Raw genomic sequence first — 19588 nt, forward strand, 5'->3', positions numbered from 1 at the left:
GCCGGCGTATGCGCGACGTCCCGGGCGACCCGGTGGCTCAACTCAAGGCGCGGGTGCGACCGCCGTCCACGGCGATGCTGACGCCGTTGACGTAGGCGGCGGCCGGGGTGCACAGGAACGCGATCACCGCCGCCACCTCGCTGGCCTCGCCGAAGCGCCGGGCCGGAATGGTGGCGATCAGGCCTTGGGCAATTTCGTCTTCGCTCTGACCACTGGCCGCGGCTTTGGCGCCCAGCAGGCTGTCCAGCCGATCGGTGCGGGTGTAGCCAGGCAGTACGTTGTTGACGGTGATGCCATCGGCGGCCAGTTCGCCGGACAGGGTCTTGGCCCAGCCCGCCACCGCGGCGCGCACGGTGTTGGATACGCCCAGTCCCGCGATCGGTTCCTTCACCGAGGTGGAGATCACGTTGACGATGCGGCCATAGCCGCTCCCGCGCATGCCGGGCAGCAGTGCCTGCAGCAAGGTCTGCCCGGCCAGCAGGTGCTGGCGGAACGCGGTCTCGAAAGCCGTGTTGGTCGCGCTGCTGGCCAGGCCGCCCGGCGGGCCGCCGCTGTTGTTGATCAGGATGTGCACGGCTGAGGCGCTGGCAACTTCCGTGGCGGCGGTCTGCAAGGCCGCCGTATCCAGCATGTCGACGCCGCGCCATTGATGCCGCTGCCCCGCATGGTTGCGCGGCAATTGCGCGGCGAGCTGTTCGAGCTTGTCGACCGACCGCGCCAGCAGGGTGACGCTGGCGCCCAGTTCGGCCAGCTCGATTGCGGTCGCGCGACCAATGCCTTGCGAGGCGCCGCAGACCAGCGCGTGGCGTCCACCCATATCCAGTTGCATGATCATTCTCCGCGAGTCAGTGCAGCCACAGGCGCATCGCCAGCGCGCCGAGCCAGCAGGCCCAGCCCAGCCACTGGCTGTATCGCCAGATCGCCCCCCAGCGGTTGATCGCCACATCGCCAAGCGCGGGTAGCGCCGGTGAGCGCAGCACCTGCTGCATGCTGGCCCAGGTGCGAAAGCCCGAGAGGCGGCCGCCGGCGGCGTCGGTGATGACGTGCCAATGCTGCGGGTAGCGCTGGCGCAGGAGTGCGGCGACGCGAAACGGGGCCACGTACGACAGCACGAACAGGCCGACGCCGCAGGCCAGCAGGCCGAGATAGAGGATGATCATGGCGGGCTGCTGTGGCGGCTGGCGTTGTCGCTGCCGGCCCAGGGCAGGGGCAGGGCGGTACGCAAGGTGTTCAGCACGCCATCGCCCTTCGCGGCCTTCTTGCACACCGCGTTGTCGAGCGCTTTCTCATACGTCTTGTTCATCAGGCCGACCCACAGGGTGCCGTCCGGGCCGTGCGGAATGCTGAAGCTGCCAGTGGAGTTCATCTGCAGCGAGGCGGCGGTCGAGGTGGAAATCGAGGCGGGCGACTGCTCCCAATAGGTCTTGCCGGATTGCTGCTCGGCCGAGCTGTAGACCAGCAGGTAGCGCGCCTTCGCGTTGTCGATCTTCAGACTGCCGAACGCACCGGTGGTTTCGTCGCTCCAGCCCATGTGTTCGCACAGGCCGATGTCTTCCGAACGCAGCGGCTGGAACGCCTCGTCCAGCAGCACGGCGGTGGGCGCGAACAGATAGCTGGCGTGCAGCCAGCGGCCGTTCAATTCCGATTTCAACGCGACCTGGTAGGGCAGCTTCACGCCGATCGGCAACCGGAAGGCCAGAAAGTAGCTCTGCGTGCCGTTGAGATTGGCGACCATGCTGCCGCTGCCCAGCACGAACTTCTGCGGTTCCCACGGCAACATGCTGCGGTAGGAGAAATCGGCAAAGCTGCTGCAGCAGGGGCTGGCCTGCATCAGTTGCGCCTGCGCCAGCTTCAGCGCGTCGCCGGTGTTCTCCGACGGCGGGCGCAGGTTGGGTGGCAGCAGGGACTTGGCCGTGTGGCAGCCGCCCAGCAGGACGCTGAAAAACAGTGCGGCGATGAGGGCGGGGAGTCGAAGCTGCATGGCGAGGGTTTGCTCAGAATTCCGCCGTGCCGGCGGCGCGGGGGTAGGGGATGGCATCGCGGATGTTGGCCAGGCCGCAGATGTAGACCAGCAGGCGCTCGAAACCGAGGCCGAAGCCGGCATGCGGCACCGTGCCATAGCGGCGCAGGTCGCGATACCAGCCGTAGCTGGCCGGGTCCAGGCCGAACTGCACCATGCGACGATCGAGGTAGTCGAGTCGTTCCTCGCGCTGGCTGCCGCCGATGATCTCGCCGATGCCCGGCGCCAGCACGTCCATCGCCGCCACGGTTTTCTCGTCGTCGTTCAGGCGCATGTAGAAAGCCTTGATCGCCTCGGGGTAGTTCATTACGACCACCGGGCGGCCGATATGTTTCTCGGCCAGGTAGCGCTCGTGCTCGGTCTGCAGGTCGATGCCCCAGGCAACCGGGTATTCGAATTTCTCCCCCGATTTCCTCAGGATCTCGATCGCATCGGTGTAGTCGATGCGTTCAAAGGGCTTGGCGATGAACGCTTCCATCCGGCTGATCGCGTCCGGCTGCACGCGTTCGGCGAAGAACGCCATGTCATCGGCGCGTTCGTCCAGCACGGCCGTGAAGATCGCCTTGAGGAAGGCTTCGGCGCAGTCCGCGTCGGCGGTGAGGTCGGCGAAGGCGATCTCCGGCTCGACCATCCAGAACTCGGCCAGATGGCGCGCGGTGTTGGAATTTTCGGCGCGGAAGGTGGGACCGAAGGTATAGACCTTGCTCATCGCCAGGCAGTACGCCTCGACGTTGAGCTGGCCGGACACGGTGAGGAACGCCTCGCGGCCGAAGAAATCCTTGCGGAAGTCGATCTTGCCCTCGGGCGTGCGCGGCAGATTGGCCAAGTCCAGGGTGGACAGCCGGAACATGTCGCCGGCGCCTTCGGCGTCGGAGGTGGTGATGATCGGCGTGTTGATCCAGAAGAAGCCCTGCTCGGTGAGATGGCGATGGATCGCCGTCATCATCGTGTGCCGCACCCGGGTCACCGCGCCGAACAGGTTGGTGCGCGGACGCAGGTGGGCAACCTCGCGCAGGAACTCCATCGAATGCTGCTTGGGCTGGATCGGGTAGGTTTCCGGGTCGTCGACCAGGCCGGTGACGATCACCTCGTCCGCCTGCACCTCGAAGCTCTGGCCCTTGCCCTGCGAAGCAACCAGGGTGCCGCTGACGATCACGCCGGCGCCGGCAGTGAGGTGCTTCACCTCGCTTTCGTAGTTGCCCAGGGTCGCCGGGACCACCGCCTGGATCGGATCGAAGCAGGAGCCGTCGGTGACGTTGACGAAGGACAGGCCGGCCTTGGAATCGCGGCGCGTGCGCACCCAGCCACGCACGGTCACCGTGCTGCCGGCTTCGAGCTTGCCGGAAAGAGCCTGCTTCACACTGACCACGGCCATCGGTTGAAACTCCTGCTGCCACGCCGCATCTGGACGTGTAATGGGTGAGTGCTCCCTCCACGGCGGCGCCTGGGAGCAAACCGCCATGATAATGTAGCTGCCGCCCGTGCTGCGACTTTCCGGGTCATCTCCGAGGTTCGATCTGCCACCATGAGCATCACCATCACTTCCGCCGCCAACGAGCGCATGCGCCACTTCCTGGCGGCTACGCCGACCGCTGCCGGTGTGCGCTTCGGCGTCAAGCGCACCGGCTGCTCCGGCTTCGCCTACGTGGTGGACCTGGCCGAGTCGATGGGCGAGGGGGATCGCGTGGTCGAGGTCGACGGCCTGCCGCTGATCGTCGACGACAAGAGTCTGGCGCTGGTCGACGGCACCGTGATCGACTTCCAGCGGCAGGGCCTGAATGCCAGCTTCGTGTTCCACAACCCGAACGCCACCGGCGCCTGCGGCTGTGGCGAGAGCTTCACGGTCAGCTGAGACAGGCCAGGGGCTGCGTCTGACTGGCGGGTTCCCGCGCCGTACCCGGCGCCAGCCCTGTTTCATCAATGACTTGCACGGGCCTCCGTCGGCACCGTACAATTCCGCTTCTGTCCGCACCCCAACCGGCGCCGGCAGGACACTTGCCTCACCGCAACGGCGGGAGGCTGCGAGGCCGCAAGGCCGCATCCACAAGGAGTCAACCCACAATGACCCTGCGTCATTACGAAGTTGTGTTCATGGTCCATCCGGACCAGAGCGAGCAGGTCCCCGCGATGCTCGAGCGCTACAAGGCGCTGATCGAGACCGACGGCGGCAAGATCCACCGCCTGGAAGACTGGGGCCGCCGTCAGCTGGCCTATCCGATCGTCAACCTGGCCAAGGCACATTACGTGCTGCTCAACATCGAAGTCAGCCAGAACGCGCTGAACGAGCTGGAGTCGGGCTTCCGCTTCAACGACGCCGTGCTGCGCCATCTGGTGGTTCGTCGTGACGAGGCCGACATCGAGCCGTCCTTCATCCTGAAGTCGAAGGAAAAGGATGACGCCAAGTCCACCCGTCGTCGCGACGACGAGGGTGATGGCGAAGGCCGCGGCGGTCGTGACGACCGCGACAACGATCGCGACAGCGACGACTGATCAGGAGCACAGCCATGTCCAAGTTTTTCCGCCGCCGCAAGTTCTGCCGCTTCACTGCCGAAGACGTGAAGGAGATCGACTACAAGGATCTCAACACCCTGCGCCAGTACGTCACCGAGAACGGCAAGATCGTGCCGAGCCGCATCACCGGCACCAAGGCGCGCTACCAGCGCCAGCTGGCCACCGCGATCAAGCGCGCCCGCTTCCTGTCGCTGCTGCCGTACACCGACAACCACGACGTCTAAGACACGTCAGGGGCGGGGAGCAGGAAACGGGGAACGTTGGCATCGCGCCAGCCTTTCCGTTCCCCGATCCCCGATCCCAGCTCTTCGGACACCCGTCCTCTGGCTGCGCCGGGCCACACCGGCGCTAACGAAAAGAGAAGCATCATGGAACTCATTCTTCTGCAGAAAGTCCGCAACCTCGGCACGCTCGGTGACAAGGTCACCGTGAAGCCGGGCTACGGCCGCAACTTCCTCCTGCCGCAGGGCAAGGCCGTTCGCGTCAACGCCGCCAACCTGGCTGCGTTCGAGCAGCGTCGTGCCGAGTACGAAGCCAAGGCCAACACCGCCTTGTCCGAGGCCGAAGCACGCAAGGCCAAGCTGGCCGACGCGTCGGTGACGATCACCGCGCACGCCAGTGCCGAAGGCAAGCTGTTCGGTTCGGTCGGCCCGCGTGACATCGCCGAGGCGCTGACCACCGCAGGTCACGAAGTTCACAAGAACGAAGTGATCCTGGGCGAAGGTCCGCTGCGCAACACCGGCGAATTCGACGTCGTAATCAGCCTGCATGCCGACGTCCAGACCACCGCCAAGGTGATCGTGGTCGGCGACAAGTAAGTTCCGGATCATCGGACAGGCACCGGGCGCCGCGAGGCGCCCGTTTGCTTTTGAGGGGCAGGGAGTCGGAACGGGCAATGGGGAATGGCGACAGCCAGACCGCCGTGGCTCCTTGGCTCTTTCCGAAGCGCCGATCCCCGCCCTCCAGCCTTATCCCCATCCATCCCCAGCTTATCCACAGACTTGTTGTCTCGACGGGCGAGACGCCGCCGCGCATGATGGTGTCGGTATGAGCAGCCACGAAGCGTCGGCGCATTGCAGGCCGCCCGTGGGGCAATTCTCCTGAGGTCAGTCCATGTCTTTCGTGCCCGAACGCAAACCTTCCTCTCCGGCCATCGAGGCGTTGCGGGTGCCGCCGCATTCCATCGATGCGGAGCAGGCGGTGCTGGGCGGCCTGATGCTGGCGCCGGACGCGCTGGACAAGGTGGCCGACCGGCTGGCCGAGGATGATTTCTATCGCAAGGACCACCGGCTGATCTGGCGTGCGATCAACGAGCTGGCGAACAAGGGCATGCCGTGCGACGCGGTGACCCTGGGTGACTGGTTCGAGAGCAATGGCCTGGCCGAGATGGTCGGCGGCGCCGGCTACCTGATCGAGCTGGCCAACAGCACGCCCAGCGCGGCCAACATCGCGGCCTATGCCGAGATCGTGCGCGAGAAGTCGGTGATGCGCCAGTTGATCGACGCGGGCACCTCGATCACCGAGGACGGCTACCGGCCCGAAGGCAAGAGCGTGCAGGAAGTGCTGGAAAGCGCCGAGCAGCGGGTTTTCCACATCGCCGAATCCGGCGCACGGGGCAAGAAGGATTCCGTCTCGATGCGCGAGGCGGTGAAGGACGCGTTCCGCCTGCTCACCGAGCGCTACGAGAACCGCGGTCAGCTCACCGGCATTTCCACCGGCTTCGTCGATCTGGACAACCTCACTTCCGGACTGCAACCGTCGGATCTGATCATCGTGGCGGCGCGCCCCTCGATGGGCAAGACCGCGTTCTCCGTGAATATCGCCGAGGCCGCCGCAATGCGCGGCAAGAAGGCGGTGGTGATCTTCTCGATGGAAATGTCCTCGTCGCAGCTGGCGTTCCGCCTGATTTCGTCGGTCGGACGCATCCACCAGCAGCACCTGCGCAACGGCACGCTGGAGGAGGAGGACTGGCCGCGCGTCTCCAACGCGATCGCCCTGTTGTCCGAGGCCAAGATATTCATCGACGACACGCCCGGCCTGTCGCCGGTGGAACTGCGCTCGCGCGCGCGCCGCCTGCACCGCGAGCACGGCGGGCTGGGCCTGATCGTGATCGATTACCTGCAGCTGATGCAGGTGCCCGGCAACAAGGAGAATCGCGCCACCGAAATTTCAGAAATTTCGCGTTCACTGAAGGGACTTGCCAAGGAGCTGAACGTGCCGGTGATCGCCCTGTCGCAGTTGAACCGCTCGCTGGAACAGCGAGCGGACAAGCGTCCGATGATGTCCGACCTGCGCGAATCCGGCGCCATCGAGCAGGACGCCGACGTGATCATGTTCATCTACCGCGACGAGTACTACAACAAGGAATCGCCGGACAAGGGCATGGCCGAGATCATCATCGGCAAGCAGCGCAACGGCCCCACCGATACCTGCAAGCTGACCTTCCTCGGTCACTACACCAAGTTCGAGAACTACGCCCCGGATTCGTTCGTCGGTTCATTCGATTGATGCTGCGCTTCCGTCCACGATGAGCCGCGCCACCGTTGCCACCATCCATCTCGGTGCCTTGCGTCACAACCTGGCGCGGCTGAAGGCGCTGGCTGCGCCGGCGCAGGTGATGGCCGTGGTCAAGGCCGATGCCTACGGGCATGGACTGGAACGGGTCGCACGTGCGCTCGACAGCGAGGCCGATGCCTTCGCCGTGGCGGCGCTCGGTGATGGCCTGCGCCTGCGCGCTGCCGGACACCGCCAGCGCATCGTGGTGCTGTCCGGTCCGGACAGCGCCAGTGACATCGCCGAGATGCAGCGGCTCCAGCTGGAGGCGGCGATCCATCATGACGTCCAGTTGCAGTGGCTGGCCGGGGCCGACGCCGCGCGCGGACGCCTGCGCGTCTGGTTGAAGGTCGACAGCGGCATGCACCGGCTCGGCTTCGCGCCCGCACGGGTGGCTGAGGTGCACGCGCGGCTGGCCTCGATGACGGGTGTCGATCCGGAAATCGGCCTGCTGACCCACTTCTCCGACTCCGAAGTGTTCGGTGGCGGGCAGACGGCAGCCCAGGTCGCGTGTTTCAACCGGGCCACGCAGATGTTCGGCGGCCCACGTTCGCTGTCCAATTCCGCCGCCGTGCTCGGCTGGCCCGAGGCGCGCGGTGACTGGGTGCGCACGGGCGGCCTGCTTTACGGCTTGTCCGTCGTGGAAGGCAGCAGCGGCGAAGACTTCGGCTTCCGTCCCGCCATGACGCTCTCCACGCGGCTGATTGCGATCAACCGCATCGGCAAGGGCGAGCGCATCGGCTACAACGGCACCTGGACCTGTCCGGAAGACATGCCGATCGGCGTCGCCACCGTCGGCTACGGCGATGGCTACCCCCGCAGTGCCGCCGCGGGCACGCCGGTACTGGTCGGTGATCGACGGGTGCCGCTGATCGGCCGCGTCTCGATGGACCTGATCACCCTGGACCTGCGCAGCGTGCCGGGGGCGAAGATCGGTGATCGCGTGGTGCTGTGGGGACCGGAGCTGCCGGTGGAAATCATCGCCGCGCAATCGGCCACGATTTCCTATGACCTCACCTGCGGCATGACGCGCCGGGTGCTGTTCGTCGAAGACGAGCATTGATCGATCGGTCCGCGTTCGAAGACGAAGGCTGACAGCGTGGCGCGCGTTGCCGTCTCGCGGTTTGCGATGGCCGCAGGCTAAGCTTCCCGCATCGCATCCCGCTGGAAAACTTTCATGGCCAAGGCCAAGACCGCCTACGTCTGCACCGAATGCGGCGCCGAGCACAGCAAGTGGCAGGGCCAATGCATCGAGTGCGGGGTGTGGAACACGCTCAGTGCGATCGTGCTGGAGCCGGCCACGGCGGGCAAGTCGTCGGTGGGTGCGCAGCGTTCCAGCTATGCCGGCGCTGCTGCCGGCTCGCCGAAGATCACGCCGTTGACGGAGGTGATGTCGACCACCGAGGCGCGCACGCTGACCGGCATCGGCGAACTCGACCGCGTATTGGGCGGCGGGCTGGTGCAGGGTTCAGTGGTGCTGATCGGCGGCGATCCCGGCATCGGCAAATCGACCCTGTTGCTGCAGGTGCTGGGCACCCTGGGCCTGCAGTTGCCCAGCGTCTACGTCACCGGCGAGGAATCGCTGGCGCAGGTCGCCTCGCGGGCGCAACGCCTGGGCCTGTCGCTGGACCCCTTGCGGGCGCTGGCCGAGACCTGCATCGAACGCATCCTCGAGCAGGCGATGACGACCCGGCCGAAGGTACTGGTGATCGATTCGATCCAGACCATCTGGACCGAGCTGCTCACCGCGGCACCCGGCTCGGTGTCGCAGGTGCGCGAGTCCGCGGCCAAGCTCACCCGCTTCGCCAAGGAGACCGGCACGTCGGTGTTCCTGGTCGGTCACGTCACCAAGGAGGGCGGCATCGCCGGCCCCCGCGTGCTCGAGCACATGGTCGATGCGGTGCTGTACTTCGAGGGCGAATCGGGCAGTCGCTTCCGCGTGCTGCGCGCGTTCAAGAACCGCTTCGGCGCGGTCAACGAACTGGGCGTGTTCGCGATGTCGGACAAGGGCCTGCGCGAGGTGCCCAACCCTTCGGCGATCTTCCTGTCCTCGCATGCGGGGCCGACCTCGGGCAGCGCGGTGATGGTCACCCGCGAAGGCACCCGGCCGCTGCTGGTCGAGGTGCAGGCGCTGGTGGACCAGTCCTCGCTGGGCAATCCGCGCCGGGTCACGCTGGGACTGGAGCAGAACCGCCTGGCGATGCTGCTGGCCGTGCTGCATCGGCACGGCGGCGTGGCCGCGTACGACCAGGACGTGTTCGTCAACGTGGTGGGCGGCATTCGCGTGCAGGAAACCGCGGCCGACCTGCCGGTGCTGCTGGCGGTGCTGTCCAGCTTGCGCGATCGGCCGTTGCCCGAGCACATGATCACGTTCGGCGAGGTGGGACTGTCTGGCGAGATCCGCCCGGTGCCCAATGGCGAGGAACGCCTGAAGGAGGCGGCGCATCACGGATTCAGGCGTGCCATCGTGCCGAAGGCCAACACGCCGAAGAACGGCAGGGTCGGCGAGATGGAGGTGGTGGGTGTAGAGCGTCTGAGCGAGGCGATCGACGCCTGCCGTTGAGCGCGGTCTATACCGGGCGGTGCAACACCAGCTCCAGCACCGCCTTGCTGCCGAAGAACGCCAATACCAGCACGGCCATGCCGATCAGGGTCAGGTTCACCGCGCGCGAGCCGCGCCAGCCATGCCGCCAGCGTCCGTAAAGCAGCACGCCGAAGACCAGCCACGCCACGATGGACAGCACGGTCTTGTGCACCAGGTGCTGGCCGAACAGGTTGTCGACGAACAGCACGCCGGTCAGCAGGGTCAGCGAAAGCAGCACGAAGCCGGCGCTGATCAGGCGGAACAGCAGGGTTTCGGTCAGCGTCAGCGGCGGCAATGCGCGCAACCAGCGGCCGAACTGGCGATGCCGCAAGGCCCGTTCCTGAATGGCCAGGAGGATCGCCAGCACGGCGGCGATCGACAGCACGCCAAAGGCGACCAGCGCCACCGTGACATGCAGCTTGATCTGCCAGTCCATCGACTGTGGCAGGGTGGGCGGGGCCAGGAAGCTGTCCACCGCCACCAGGGCAGCGGTCAGCGGAAACACGATGACGCCCAGCGCGGCGACCGGGCGCGAGGCATTCACCAGCAAGGTCAGCGCAGAGACGACGAAGGCGACCAGGGACAGGGCGGCGAAGAAATGCAGGTCCAGCGCGCCTCGGTGAATGCCGAGCAGGATGCCGGCATGCAGCAACACGGCCACCCCGGCCAGGCCAAGTGCCAACCGGTTCAGCGGCTGGCCGCTGCCCAGCAGCGGACGGGCGAGCACCCCCGCCGCGGCGAGGTAGAGCACGATGGCGATCAGTGCAAGCAGGTGTGTGGTCATAGCCCGGCAGTGTCGCACAGGCCCTTGCCGGCTTGCATGCCAAGCTGGTCGCCGCGTCCGTTATAATCGGCCCTTTCCCGTTTGCCGGTTCCGCCATGTTCGAGTCACTCAGCCAACGTCTTTCCACCACCATCAACCGCCTGCGTGGCCGCGGCCGGCTGACCGAGGAGAACATCCGCGAAGCGCTGCGCGAAGTGCGCATCGCGCTGCTTGAGGCGGACGTGGCGCTGCCGGTGGTGCAGGCGCTGATCCAGCGGATCAAGGTGCGCGCGGTCGGTCAGGACGTGGTCAAGAGCCTGTCGCCGGGCCAGGCACTGATCAAGGTGGTCAGCGACGAGCTGACGGTGGTGATGGGGGCGGCCAACAGCGAGCTGAATCTGGCCCAGCAGCCTCCGGCGGTGGTCCTGATGGCTGGCCTGCAGGGCGCCGGCAAGACCACCACGGTGGCGAAGCTGGCGCGGCTGCTGACCGAGCGCAAGAAGAAAAAGGTGATGGTGGTCAGCTGCGACGTCTACCGTCCGGCGGCGATCGAGCAGTTGCGGACGCTGGCCGAGCAGGTCGGGGTGAAGTTCTTCCCGTCCGAGGCGGGTCAGGACCCGGTGGCTATCGCGAAGGCCGCCGTGGCCGCGGCGCGCCGCGAAGTGGTCGACGTGCTGATCGTCGACACCGCCGGTCGCCTGCACGTGGACGAGGCGATGATGGCCGAGATCAAGGCCTTGCATGCCGCGATCACCCCGATCGAGACCCTGTTCGTGGTCGACTCGATGACCGGCCAGGATGCTGCCAACACGGCCAAGGCATTCAACGAGGCGCTGCCGCTGACCGGCGTGGTGCTGACCAAGACCGACGGTGATGCCCGCGGTGGCGCTGCGCTGTCGGTGCGCTACGTCACCGGCAAGCCGATCAAGTTCCTGGGCGCCGGCGAAAAGAGCGACGCGCTGGAACCGTTCCATCCCGATCGCCTTGCCCAGCGCATCCTCGGCATGGGCGACGTGCTGTCGCTGGTCGAGGAAGTCGAGCGCAAGGTCGATCAGGACAAGGCGCAGAAGCTCGCCCAGAAGGTGATGAAGGGCAAGCGCTTCGACCTGAACGACATGAAGGACCAGCTGGAGCAGATGGGCAACATGGGCGGTCTGGCCGGCCTGATGGACAAACTGCCTGGCGTTTCGAGCCTGCCGGACAGCGTCAAGTCCAAGGTCAACGACGGCGAGATGAACAAGATGATCGCCATCATCAATTCGATGACCAAGAAGGAACGCCGTCATCCCGATCTGCTGAACGGCTCCCGTCGCGCCCGCGTGGCGCGCGGGTCAGGTACCCAGCCGGCCGACGTCAACCGGGTGCTGAAGCAGTACATGCAGATGGAAAAAATGATGTCCAAGCTGTCCAAGGGCGGCACCAAGGGCCTGATGCGCCAGATGCGCGGGGCCATGAAGGGCATGGGCGGCATGGGCGGCGGTCTGCCTCCGATGCGCTGAGGGCGAGAAGTGAGTGAAGAGGAGTGAGAAATGAGAGAAGTGCGCCGGAGCTGCTGCTTTCTCTCTCTTCTCACTCCTCTCCACTCACCTTTGCCCCAAAACTCTTCCCTTTTCCCGAAAAACCGCTAAAATGCCCCGTTTACCGCGCACGGCTCTCGTGTGCCTGCCGCCGGTTCGGCAATTCTGGAGTTTTACCATGGTCAAGATTCGTCTTTCGCGCGGTGGCGCCAAGGGCCGTCCGTTCTACCACGTCGTCGTGACCGATCAGCGCAACAAGCGCGACGGCCGCAACATCGAGAGCGTCGGTTATTACAACCCGGTTGCGTCGGGCAAGGACAAGCGCCTTGAGCTGAACGTCGAGCGCGTGAAGGAATGGGTTGGCAAGGGCGCCCAGCTGACCGACAAGGTCGCTGCCCTGGTCAAGGAAGCCGGCAAGCAGCAGGCTGCCTGAACGTGACCACGGCCGGTCGACGCGTCCTGATCGGGCGCATCGTCGGCCTGTATGGCGTGCAGGGCTGGCTCAAGATCGAATCCTGGGCCGAGCCGCGCATGCGGATCTTCGACTACCAGCCGTGGCTGCTCGGTGCAGCGCCCGGTGCGGAGCTGGAGATCACCGGAGCGAAGGGTCGCCTCCAGGGCAAGGGCATGGTGGCCCAGTTGCCCGGGATCGACGATCGGGAAAAGGCGGCGGCGCTGATCGGTACCGACATCCATGTCGCCCGTGAGCAGCTGCCCCCTCCGGCGAAAGACGAGTATTACTGGGTCGATCTCGAGGGACTCGAGGTCGTCACCACGCAGGATGTGCAGCTGGGGCGGGTGAGTCACCTGTTCGCCACGGGTGCCAACGATGTGGTGGTGGTCCGGGACGGTGCGCGCGAGCGCCTGATTCCCTTCATCCAGGGTTCGTATGTGCGTTCGGTGGACTTGTCCGCAGGGCGCATGGTGGTGGACTGGGATCCCGAATTCTGACGTCGCCGTTTTTGCGGACCAAAGGATCAAGGATCATGCGCATCGACGTCGTCAGCCTGTTTCCCGACTTCGTGCGCCAGTGTGCCGAGGTCGGTGTGGTGGGACGCGCGCAGCAGCGCAAGCTGCTCCAGGTGGAAACCTGGAATCCGCGCGACCATGCCACCGACAGGCATCGCAGTGTGGACAGCAGCTCGTATGGCGGCGGTCCGGGCATGGTGATGATGATCGAGCCCTTGCGCACGACCTTGCAGGCCATGCGTGGGGCGGCACCGGAGCCGGTGCATCTGGTTTATCTCAGTCCGCAGGGAGCGCGGCTGACGCAGGGCAGGGTGGAGGCGCTGGCGAAGTTGCCGCGCATCGGCCTGCTGTGTGGGCGTTATGAAGGTGTGGACGAGCGTCTGCTGGCGCACGAGGTCGACGAGGAGCTTTCCATCGGCGATTATGTGCTGTCCGGCGGCGAGCTCGCCGCGGCGGTGATCATCGACGCGGTGGGGCGTTTGCAGGATGGCGCGTTGAATGACGCGGCATCGGCCGAGCAGGATTCATTCTCGAATGGATTGCTCGATTGCCCGCACTATGCAAAACCGGTGCAGGATGCACTGGGTTCGGTACCGGAAGTGTTGCTGTCCGGTGACCATGCGGCGATTGCCCGCTGGCGCCTCAAGCAATCGCTGGGACGGACCTGGTTGCGCCGCCCGGACTTGTTGTCACGGCATGGACTGGATGCAGTTTCCCGGGCCTTGCTGGATGAATTCCGTCGTGAACATTCCCTGCGGGGACAACCACGGCAAGACGATGCGGCCGAATGACCGCAACATTGCTTTCGATTTAAGTGAACCGACAGGTGCGCCATGAACAAGATCATTGAACAGTTTGAATCCGAGCAGATCACCCGCCAGCTGCCGGAATTCGGCCCCGGCGACACCGTAGTCGTGAACGTCAAGGTGAAGGAAGGCAATCGCGAGCGCGTGCAGGCTTTCGAGGGCATCGTCATCGCCCGTCGCAGCCGCGGCCTGCATTCGGCCTTCACCGTGCGCAAGATCTCGCACGGCACCGGCGTGGAGCGGGTGTTCCAGGCGCACAGCCCGGCCATCGACTCGGTGTCGGTCAAGCGCAAGGGCAAGGTTCGCGGCGCCAAGCTGTATTACCTGCGCGGCCTGGAAGGCAAGGCTGCGCGCATCAAGGAAGACGTGGCCGCCGCCGCTGCCGCCAAGGCGAACGCCAAGGCCGCCGCTGCTGCCGCCGCCGCCGAGTAATTCCGGCACTGCGCGGTTGCGCTTGAAAAACCCGCGGATCACTCCGCGGGTTTTTTGTTGCCTGCCGTCTGCGCGGGCTCGCCGGGCGCCCCGGCGAGCGCCAGCATCAGTCCAGCCGCTGCGGGATCTGCAGGAAGTTGCCCTGCACGAAGTCCACCCCACAGGCGAACAGCAGCGAGGTGCTGGTCGCGTCCTCGACCCATTCGGCAATCGTCTGGCGCTTCAATTCGTGAGCCTGCTGGCAGATCTCGGTGATCTTCTTCTGGCTTTCCGGGTGCTGCGGCAGATCGGCCATGTAGCTGCGGTCGATCTTCAGATAGTCCGCATCGATGTGGTTGAGCAGCTGGAACGAGTTGAGGCCTGAACCGAACTGCTCCAGTGCAAAGCGTCCGCCGATCTTCTTCCAGCCCTTGAGGAACTCCTGCGCCGGGCGCAGCAGGGTCATGATCTTGCTTTCCGTCATCTCCAACACCAGCTGACCGCGCTTCAGCCCCGCCTGTCCCAGCCGCTGGCCCAGCCATGGCAGCAGGCTTTCATCCTGCAGCGAGGCGGCCGTGAGCTTGACGAAGAAGGTGGTCTGCTGGCCCTGCTTTTCGCGTTGCTGCAGGGCCGTGATGGCCTGGTCGAGCACCCAGCGGTCGATGGCTGCGGTGAGGTTGTGCTTTTCGGCGATCGGCATGAAGAAGCCAGGCAGCACCTCGCCCTGCGGACCGTTCATGCGCAGCAGGATCTCGGAATACTCGCCCTCGACGTCCTGCAGGCTGATCGTCTGCTGGTGATACAGCACCAGTCCCTCCCCGGTCAGCGCCTTCTGCAGCAGTTCCAGCCAGTGACGATCCTTTTCCGCATCCGCCTTCTCGCGTGCCGCCGGGTCGTGCAGCTCCACCTGGCTGCCACCCAGGCTCTGCGCCGTGCGCAAGGCATGGCTGGCCTGGTTGAGCAGCGATTCCGCGTTGGCGTTCTTCTCGCCGAGCAGGCTGCCGCCCACGCTGGCGGTGACCGTGATCGAACGGCTGCCGGCGTCGAAGATCTCGCTGCTGATGCTGTGTTGCAGCTTGGCGATCCACTCGCGGACATCGTCGTCGGTGCGTGAATCGAGCAGCACGCCCAGGGTGTGTTCGGCCAGCATGCCGGCCACGTCGTCCGCTCCCAGCAGCATGCGGATGCGGTCGGCGAAGCCGGACAGCAGCTCGTCGGCCTTGCCCAGGCCGATGCCGCTGACCAGCGAGGCCCAGTTGTCCGGTTCGATCAGCAGCAGTGACTGCCCCTTCTTGCCCTTGGCTGCGGCGGTGACCGCATCGTCCACCTGCGCCAGCATGTGCGAGCGGTTGTACAGCCCGGTCACCGGGTCGCGCTGCAGCTGCTCCATCACGGCAGGGTCGACCATCTGGCGGCGGAACACGATCTGCAGGCAGCGCTCGCCCTCGAACGTGGCGGGGGTGAACTCGACCGTGGCGTCGAAGCGGGTCTCGTCGGCGCGGCGCGCGCGCAGGGTGAGCTGCGCGGGGAACTTGCCCTGGTGCGCCTGCCCCTTGAGCAGCGCCTTCATCTCGTCGGCGTTCGCCGCGTCGACCATGTCCAGCAGCGGCAGGCCGAGCAGGTCGTCGAAGCTGTCGTAGCCGAAGGTGTCCAGATAGGACTGGTTGGCACGCACGTGCATGCCTTCGTGGACGTAGGCGATCGCATCGGTGGATGAGTCCAGCAGGGCGTCGCAGCGGCGCTCGGTCTCGCGCAGCGCGGTGTGCAGCCAGCGAACCTGGCGGCGCGTCTGCAGGGCATCGAACTCGCGCTTGAGCACGGCGATCAGCTGCTTCGGATGGTTTCGCGAGGCGACCCCGCGGGCGCCATGCACGAACAGGTCGGCGACCTGTTCGCTTTCCATCTCGTTGACCAGGGCCAGCAGCGAAAAGTCGCGTCCATACGCGTCCAGCACCTTCATCGCCTCGTCCAGGCTGATCGTGGTGACGGCCGGGTCGAACATCACCAGATCCGGCTCCAGCTCGTTCACCGCCGCCTGCATCTGCTCGACATTGGTGGCGCGTGCGGGCCGCACGGCGATGCCGCTGTTGCGCAGCAGGCTGATGATCTGTTCGGCCTCTTCGAGCGAGCTTTCGACGAAGAGAATCTTGATGACGTATTCTTTTTTCATGGGGCGTGCGGCAGTCCGGTGATCATCGCGGGCGGTTCGGGGGTCGGACATGGCCTTCTTCGGCCATTCGTGTTTGTAACGGATTCCGCCTGCAGCCGCCAGCAGGAAGCAGCGTAAAGGTGACGGCGGCGGGCTTCACAGGGGGCGTTTGGACGTATCGCCGCCCACTTCGCGGACCAGCCGCGGCACCAGGTAGCCGGGAAGTCGCGCGCGCAGGGACTCCATCAACGCGAGGGCGCGGGAATCGTTGACCTCGAAATGGGCGGCCCCCTGCACGTGGTCGAGCTGGTGCAGGTAGTACGGCAGCACGCCGGCGGCAAACATCCGCTCGGACAGGGCGGCCAGTGCGTCCGCGTCGTCATTGACCCCGCGCAGCAACACCGACTGGTTGAGCAGGGTGGCGCCGGCCGCCTTCAGCCGGGCACAGGCCGCATCGACGGCGGCGTCGAATTCGTTGGCATGGTTGGCGTGCAGCACCACCACTTTCTGCAGCGGGAGGGCACCAAGCCAGCTCACGAATTCGTCGTCGATCCGTTCGGGCAGCACCACCGGAAGGCGGGTATGGATGCGCAGGCGGATCACCTGGGGCAGCTCGACCAGGCCGTCGCCAAGTTCGTTCAGCTTGTGGGTGGCCAGCGCCAGCGGATCGCCGCCGGACAGGATCAGTTCGCGAATCGACGGGTCGGCCCGGAGCCGGGCCAGGGCGTCCCGCCATTGCGAGGCGGCGGCGATCTCCTCGCCATAGGGAAAGTGGCGGCGGAAGCAGTAGCGGCAATTCACCGCACAGCTGCCGCTGGCGATCAGCAGGGCGCGGCCGTCGTACTTGTGCAGGAAGCCCTGACCGGCTCTCGATGCCATGTCGCCCACCGCGTCGGCCGTATAGCCCTCGACCTGGTCGTGTTCGGCCCGTTGCGGCAGCACCTGCAGCAGCAGGGGGTCGGTCGGGTCGTTGCGGCGCATCCGCGCCACGAAACCGCGTGGAACCCGCAAGGCGAAACCGGCGTCGTCCGCCGGCAACAGATCGGTGCGGTGCCCCAGGCCGACCGCCCGCAACAGCTCGCCGGAGTCGGTAATGGCATCCCGCCACAGTTCGCGCCAGCCGGCTGCGGCGGACGATAGGCGGGAATGGGGGCTTGCGGTTATCATGTCGGGCCTTGGATCGGGCAGTGACGCCCGTGACAGACACCCATTTTAGCCGCCCCTCGGGCGAAAACGACTCCGGAGCAGATAGCGCATGGCGACCCTTGGCCTCAACGACGTCAAAACGGGCAAGAAGATCCTTCACAACGGCGATCCCTGGATCATCACCGAAGCGGACTTCATCAAGCCCGGCAAGGGTCAGGCGTTCACCCGCATCCGCATCCGCAACCTGAAGGACGGCCGCACCACCGAGCAGACGCTGAAGTCCAGCGATTCGTTCGAGGAAGCGGACGCCACCGACACCGACATGCAGCTGTCCTTCATCGACGGCATCGGCAAGGACAAGGTGTGGCACTTCATGAACATGGAGACCTTCGAGATGGTGCCCGCCTCGCTGGCTGCCATGGGCGATGCGTGGAAGTGGCTGAAGGGCGAGGAGGAGTGCGTGGTCACCCTGTTCAACGGCGGCATCGTCGCGGTGCAGGCGCCGAAGTTCGTCGAGCTGAAGATCGTCGAGACCGATCCGGGCGTGCGCGGTGACACCTCGGGCGGCGGCGGCAAGCCGGCCACGCTGGAAACGGGAGCCGTGGTGCGTGTGCCGCTGTTCGTCAACCAGGATGAAGTCATCAAGGTCGATACCCGCACCGGCGAATACGACAGCCGCGTCAAGTGAGTGATGGGAGCCTGGTGCTCCCGTCGCCGGTCAAGGCGGACATGCCCACCGGCATGACCGACAACGCGAATGGGGCGGGCGCCGCAAGGTGTGCCGCCCCATGTCGTATTCAACAGCAGCCGCTGCATGGAGCAGAACTATGAGCCAGTCCCATCCGCAACCCGTCGACCTGATCATCGAGGCACGCTGGGTGGTGCCGGTCGAGCCGCATGCGGTGGTGCTGGAGGATCACGCGGTGGCGGTCGACGGCGACCGCATCGTGGCCTTGCTGCCGATTGCTGACGCCCGCGCGGCCTACGCGCCGCGCGAGCGCGTGGAACTGACCGAACACGCCTTGATCCCCGGCCTGGTCAACAGCCACACGCACAATCCGATGACCCTGCTCCGTGGCCTGGCCGACGACCTGCCGCTGATGGTGTGGCTGCAGCAGCACATCTGGCCGGCCGAGGCCAAGGTGATCGGGCCGGAGTTCGTGCGCGACGGCGTCGAGCTGGCGGTAGCCGAGATGCTGCGCGGCGGCACCACCTGCGCCAACGAAAATTACTTCTTCCCCGACGTGATCGGCGCCACCTACCGCAAGCTGGGTTTCCGCGCGGTGGTCGGCCTGCCGGTGATCGAGTTTCCCACCGCCTGGGCGAAAACCCAGGACGAATACTTCGAGCGCGCCGGCGAAGTGCATGACAGCTTCCTCGGCGACAGCCTGCTGACCACCGCGTTCGTGCCGCATGCGCCTTACACGGTGTCGGACGAAAGCTTCGAGCGGATCCGCGTGCTGGCCGACCAGCTCGACATTCCGATCCACCTGCACACCCACGAAACCGCGCAGGAGGTGGAGGACGAAAGGGCCAAGAGCGGGCTGCGACCATTCCAGCGCCTGCAGAAGCTGGGCCTGGTCAACGACCGGCTGGTCGCGGTGCACATGACCCAGCTGACCGAGGGCGAGATCGCCGCCTGCGCGGCCGCCGGCGTGTCGGTGGTGCACTGCCCGGAGTCGAACCTCAAGCTGGCGTCCGGCTTCTGCCCCGCCGAGAAGCTGCGCGCCGCCGGCGTCAACGTGGCGATCGGCACCGATGGCTGCGCTTCCAACAACGACCTGGACATGTTCGGCGAAATGCGTACCGCGGCCCTGCTGGCCAAGGCAGTCGCCGGCGATGCCGCCGCGTTCGATGCGGCCTTCGCGTTGCGCGCGGCCACGCTCAACGGCGCCAGGGCGATCGGACTGGAAGCGAAGATCGGCTCGATCGAGGTGGGCAAGCAGGCGGACTTCGCCGCCGTGCGGCTGAGTGACCTGGAGACCCAGCCGATGTTCCACGTGATCTCGCAGCTGGTCTATGCCACCGGCCGGCACCAGGTCAGCGACGTGTGGATTGCCGGCGTGCGCAAGCTCGCCGGGCGCGAACTGGTGGGCATGGACACCGGAGCGATCCTGGCCCGCACGCGCGCCTGGCGCGAGCGCATTGCCTCGGCTTGA

The 19588-nt window shown here is 66.0% G+C and carries 21 protein-coding genes; 14 read left to right on the plus strand and 7 right to left on the minus strand.

From position 1 onward, the window contains the following. Positions 1 to 37 precede the first annotated feature (37 nt). The 4 genes from ABNK63_RS05880 to asnS are packed head-to-tail and all read right to left on the minus strand — an operon-like array spanning position 38 to position 3395. Positions 38 to 829 carry an SDR family NAD(P)-dependent oxidoreductase gene (locus ABNK63_RS05880; RefSeq protein WP_350016937.1) on the minus strand — a complete coding sequence of 264 codons (792 nt, stop codon included), beginning with the start codon at positions 827 to 829 and terminating at the stop codon, positions 38 to 40. A 16-nt stretch (positions 830 to 845) separates the two neighbouring features. Further along, positions 846 to 1160, minus strand: coding sequence for a hypothetical protein (locus ABNK63_RS05885; protein WP_350016938.1), 315 nt, complete (start codon positions 1158 to 1160; stop codon positions 846 to 848). Continuing rightward, a complete protein-coding gene (locus ABNK63_RS05890; protein ID WP_007804733.1) occupies positions 1157 to 1981 on the minus strand; it encodes a MalM family protein in 825 nt (274 codons plus the stop codon). Before ABNK63_RS05890 ends, ABNK63_RS05885 begins: the two co-directional genes overlap by 4 nt. A 13-nt stretch (positions 1982 to 1994) precedes the next feature. Further along, positions 1995 to 3395, minus strand: a complete 1401-nt coding sequence (gene asnS, locus ABNK63_RS05895; RefSeq protein ID WP_350016939.1) for an asparagine--tRNA ligase — start codon at positions 3393 to 3395, stop codon at positions 1995 to 1997. Between the two features lie 150 nt (positions 3396 to 3545). Between asnS and ABNK63_RS05900 the strand changes: the two genes are divergently transcribed. The 7 genes from ABNK63_RS05900 to radA all read left to right on the plus strand — a co-directional run bounded on the left by ABNK63_RS05900 (position 3546) and on the right by radA (position 9647). Then, positions 3546 to 3872, plus strand: coding sequence for an iron-sulfur cluster assembly accessory protein (locus ABNK63_RS05900; RefSeq protein ID WP_007804736.1), 327 nt, complete (start codon positions 3546 to 3548; stop codon positions 3870 to 3872). Positions 3873 to 4081: 209 nt separating this feature from the next. Beyond that, on the plus strand, positions 4082 to 4510 hold the full coding sequence (gene rpsF, locus ABNK63_RS05905) for a 30S ribosomal protein S6 (protein WP_007804738.1): 429 nt from the start codon (positions 4082 to 4084) through the stop codon (positions 4508 to 4510). 14 nt (positions 4511 to 4524) lie between these two features. Continuing rightward, positions 4525 to 4755, plus strand: coding sequence for a 30S ribosomal protein S18 (gene rpsR / locus ABNK63_RS05910; RefSeq protein WP_007081973.1), 231 nt, complete (start codon positions 4525 to 4527; stop codon positions 4753 to 4755). A 144-nt stretch (positions 4756 to 4899) separates the two neighbouring features. Further along, positions 4900 to 5349, plus strand: coding sequence for a 50S ribosomal protein L9 (gene rplI, locus ABNK63_RS05915; protein ID WP_007804740.1), 450 nt, complete (start codon positions 4900 to 4902; stop codon positions 5347 to 5349). Positions 5350 to 5644: 295 nt separating this feature from the next. Next, positions 5645 to 7039 carry a replicative DNA helicase gene (locus tag ABNK63_RS05920; RefSeq protein WP_007804742.1) on the plus strand — a complete coding sequence of 465 codons (1395 nt, stop codon included), beginning with the start codon at positions 5645 to 5647 and terminating at the stop codon, positions 7037 to 7039. 19 nt (positions 7040 to 7058) lie between these two features. Next, positions 7059 to 8147 carry an alanine racemase gene (alr, locus tag ABNK63_RS05925; protein WP_350016940.1) on the plus strand — a complete coding sequence of 363 codons (1089 nt, stop codon included), beginning with the start codon at positions 7059 to 7061 and terminating at the stop codon, positions 8145 to 8147. A 114-nt stretch (positions 8148 to 8261) separates the two neighbouring features. Next, positions 8262 to 9647 carry a DNA repair protein RadA gene (radA, locus tag ABNK63_RS05930; protein ID WP_007804745.1) on the plus strand — a complete coding sequence of 462 codons (1386 nt, stop codon included), beginning with the start codon at positions 8262 to 8264 and terminating at the stop codon, positions 9645 to 9647. Between the two features lie 7 nt (positions 9648 to 9654). On the opposite strand, the gene ccsA is transcribed toward radA, so the two are convergent. Then, on the minus strand, positions 9655 to 10452 hold the full coding sequence (ccsA, locus tag ABNK63_RS05935; RefSeq protein WP_007804747.1) for a cytochrome c biogenesis protein CcsA: 798 nt from the start codon (positions 10450 to 10452) through the stop codon (positions 9655 to 9657). Between the two features lie 95 nt (positions 10453 to 10547). On the opposite strand from ccsA, the gene ffh reads away from it, so the two are divergent. From ffh to rplS, 5 genes are all read left to right on the plus strand, one after another. Next, on the plus strand, positions 10548 to 11930 hold the full coding sequence (ffh, locus tag ABNK63_RS05940) for a signal recognition particle protein (protein WP_007804749.1): 1383 nt from the start codon (positions 10548 to 10550) through the stop codon (positions 11928 to 11930). A 196-nt stretch (positions 11931 to 12126) separates the two neighbouring features. After that, positions 12127 to 12381 (plus strand): 30S ribosomal protein S16, encoded by a 255-nt coding sequence (gene rpsP, locus ABNK63_RS05945; protein WP_007804750.1) that lies wholly within the window; start codon positions 12127 to 12129, stop codon positions 12379 to 12381. Positions 12382 to 12383: 2 nt separating this feature from the next. Continuing rightward, positions 12384 to 12899 carry a ribosome maturation factor RimM gene (gene rimM / locus ABNK63_RS05950; RefSeq protein ID WP_007804751.1) on the plus strand — a complete coding sequence of 172 codons (516 nt, stop codon included), beginning with the start codon at positions 12384 to 12386 and terminating at the stop codon, positions 12897 to 12899. Positions 12900 to 12934: 35 nt separating this feature from the next. After that, the gene (gene trmD / locus ABNK63_RS05955) at positions 12935 to 13708 is read left to right on the plus strand and encodes a tRNA (guanosine(37)-N1)-methyltransferase TrmD (RefSeq protein WP_350016941.1); all 774 of its coding nucleotides are present in this window, start codon (positions 12935 to 12937) and stop codon (positions 13706 to 13708) included. Between the two features lie 42 nt (positions 13709 to 13750). Beyond that, positions 13751 to 14155 carry a 50S ribosomal protein L19 gene (rplS, locus tag ABNK63_RS05960; protein WP_007804753.1) on the plus strand — a complete coding sequence of 135 codons (405 nt, stop codon included), beginning with the start codon at positions 13751 to 13753 and terminating at the stop codon, positions 14153 to 14155. 106 nt (positions 14156 to 14261) lie between these two features. Here the strand turns inward: rplS and ABNK63_RS05965 are convergent, their stop codons facing one another. Then, the gene (locus ABNK63_RS05965; protein WP_007804754.1) at positions 14262 to 16304 is read right to left on the minus strand and encodes a GGDEF and EAL domain-containing protein; all 2043 of its coding nucleotides are present in this window, start codon (positions 16302 to 16304) and stop codon (positions 14262 to 14264) included. Positions 16305 to 16439: 135 nt separating this feature from the next. Then, positions 16440 to 17450 (minus strand): EF-P beta-lysylation protein EpmB, encoded by a 1011-nt coding sequence (epmB, locus tag ABNK63_RS05970; RefSeq protein ID WP_350016942.1) that lies wholly within the window; start codon positions 17448 to 17450, stop codon positions 16440 to 16442. An 88-nt stretch (positions 17451 to 17538) separates the two neighbouring features. On the opposite strand from epmB, the gene efp reads away from it, so the two are divergent. After that, entirely contained in the window at positions 17539 to 18117 is a 579-nt protein-coding gene (gene efp / locus ABNK63_RS05975) for an elongation factor P (RefSeq protein WP_007804756.1), read from the plus strand. A 139-nt stretch (positions 18118 to 18256) separates the two neighbouring features. Beyond that, positions 18257 to 19588, plus strand: coding sequence for a TRZ/ATZ family hydrolase (locus ABNK63_RS05980; protein ID WP_350016943.1), 1332 nt, complete (start codon positions 18257 to 18259; stop codon positions 19586 to 19588).

It is taken from the genome of Rhodanobacter sp. IGA1.0, from assembly GCF_040208325.1.
GTDB classification, from domain to species: domain Bacteria; phylum Pseudomonadota; class Gammaproteobacteria; order Xanthomonadales; family Rhodanobacteraceae; genus Rhodanobacter; species Rhodanobacter spathiphylli.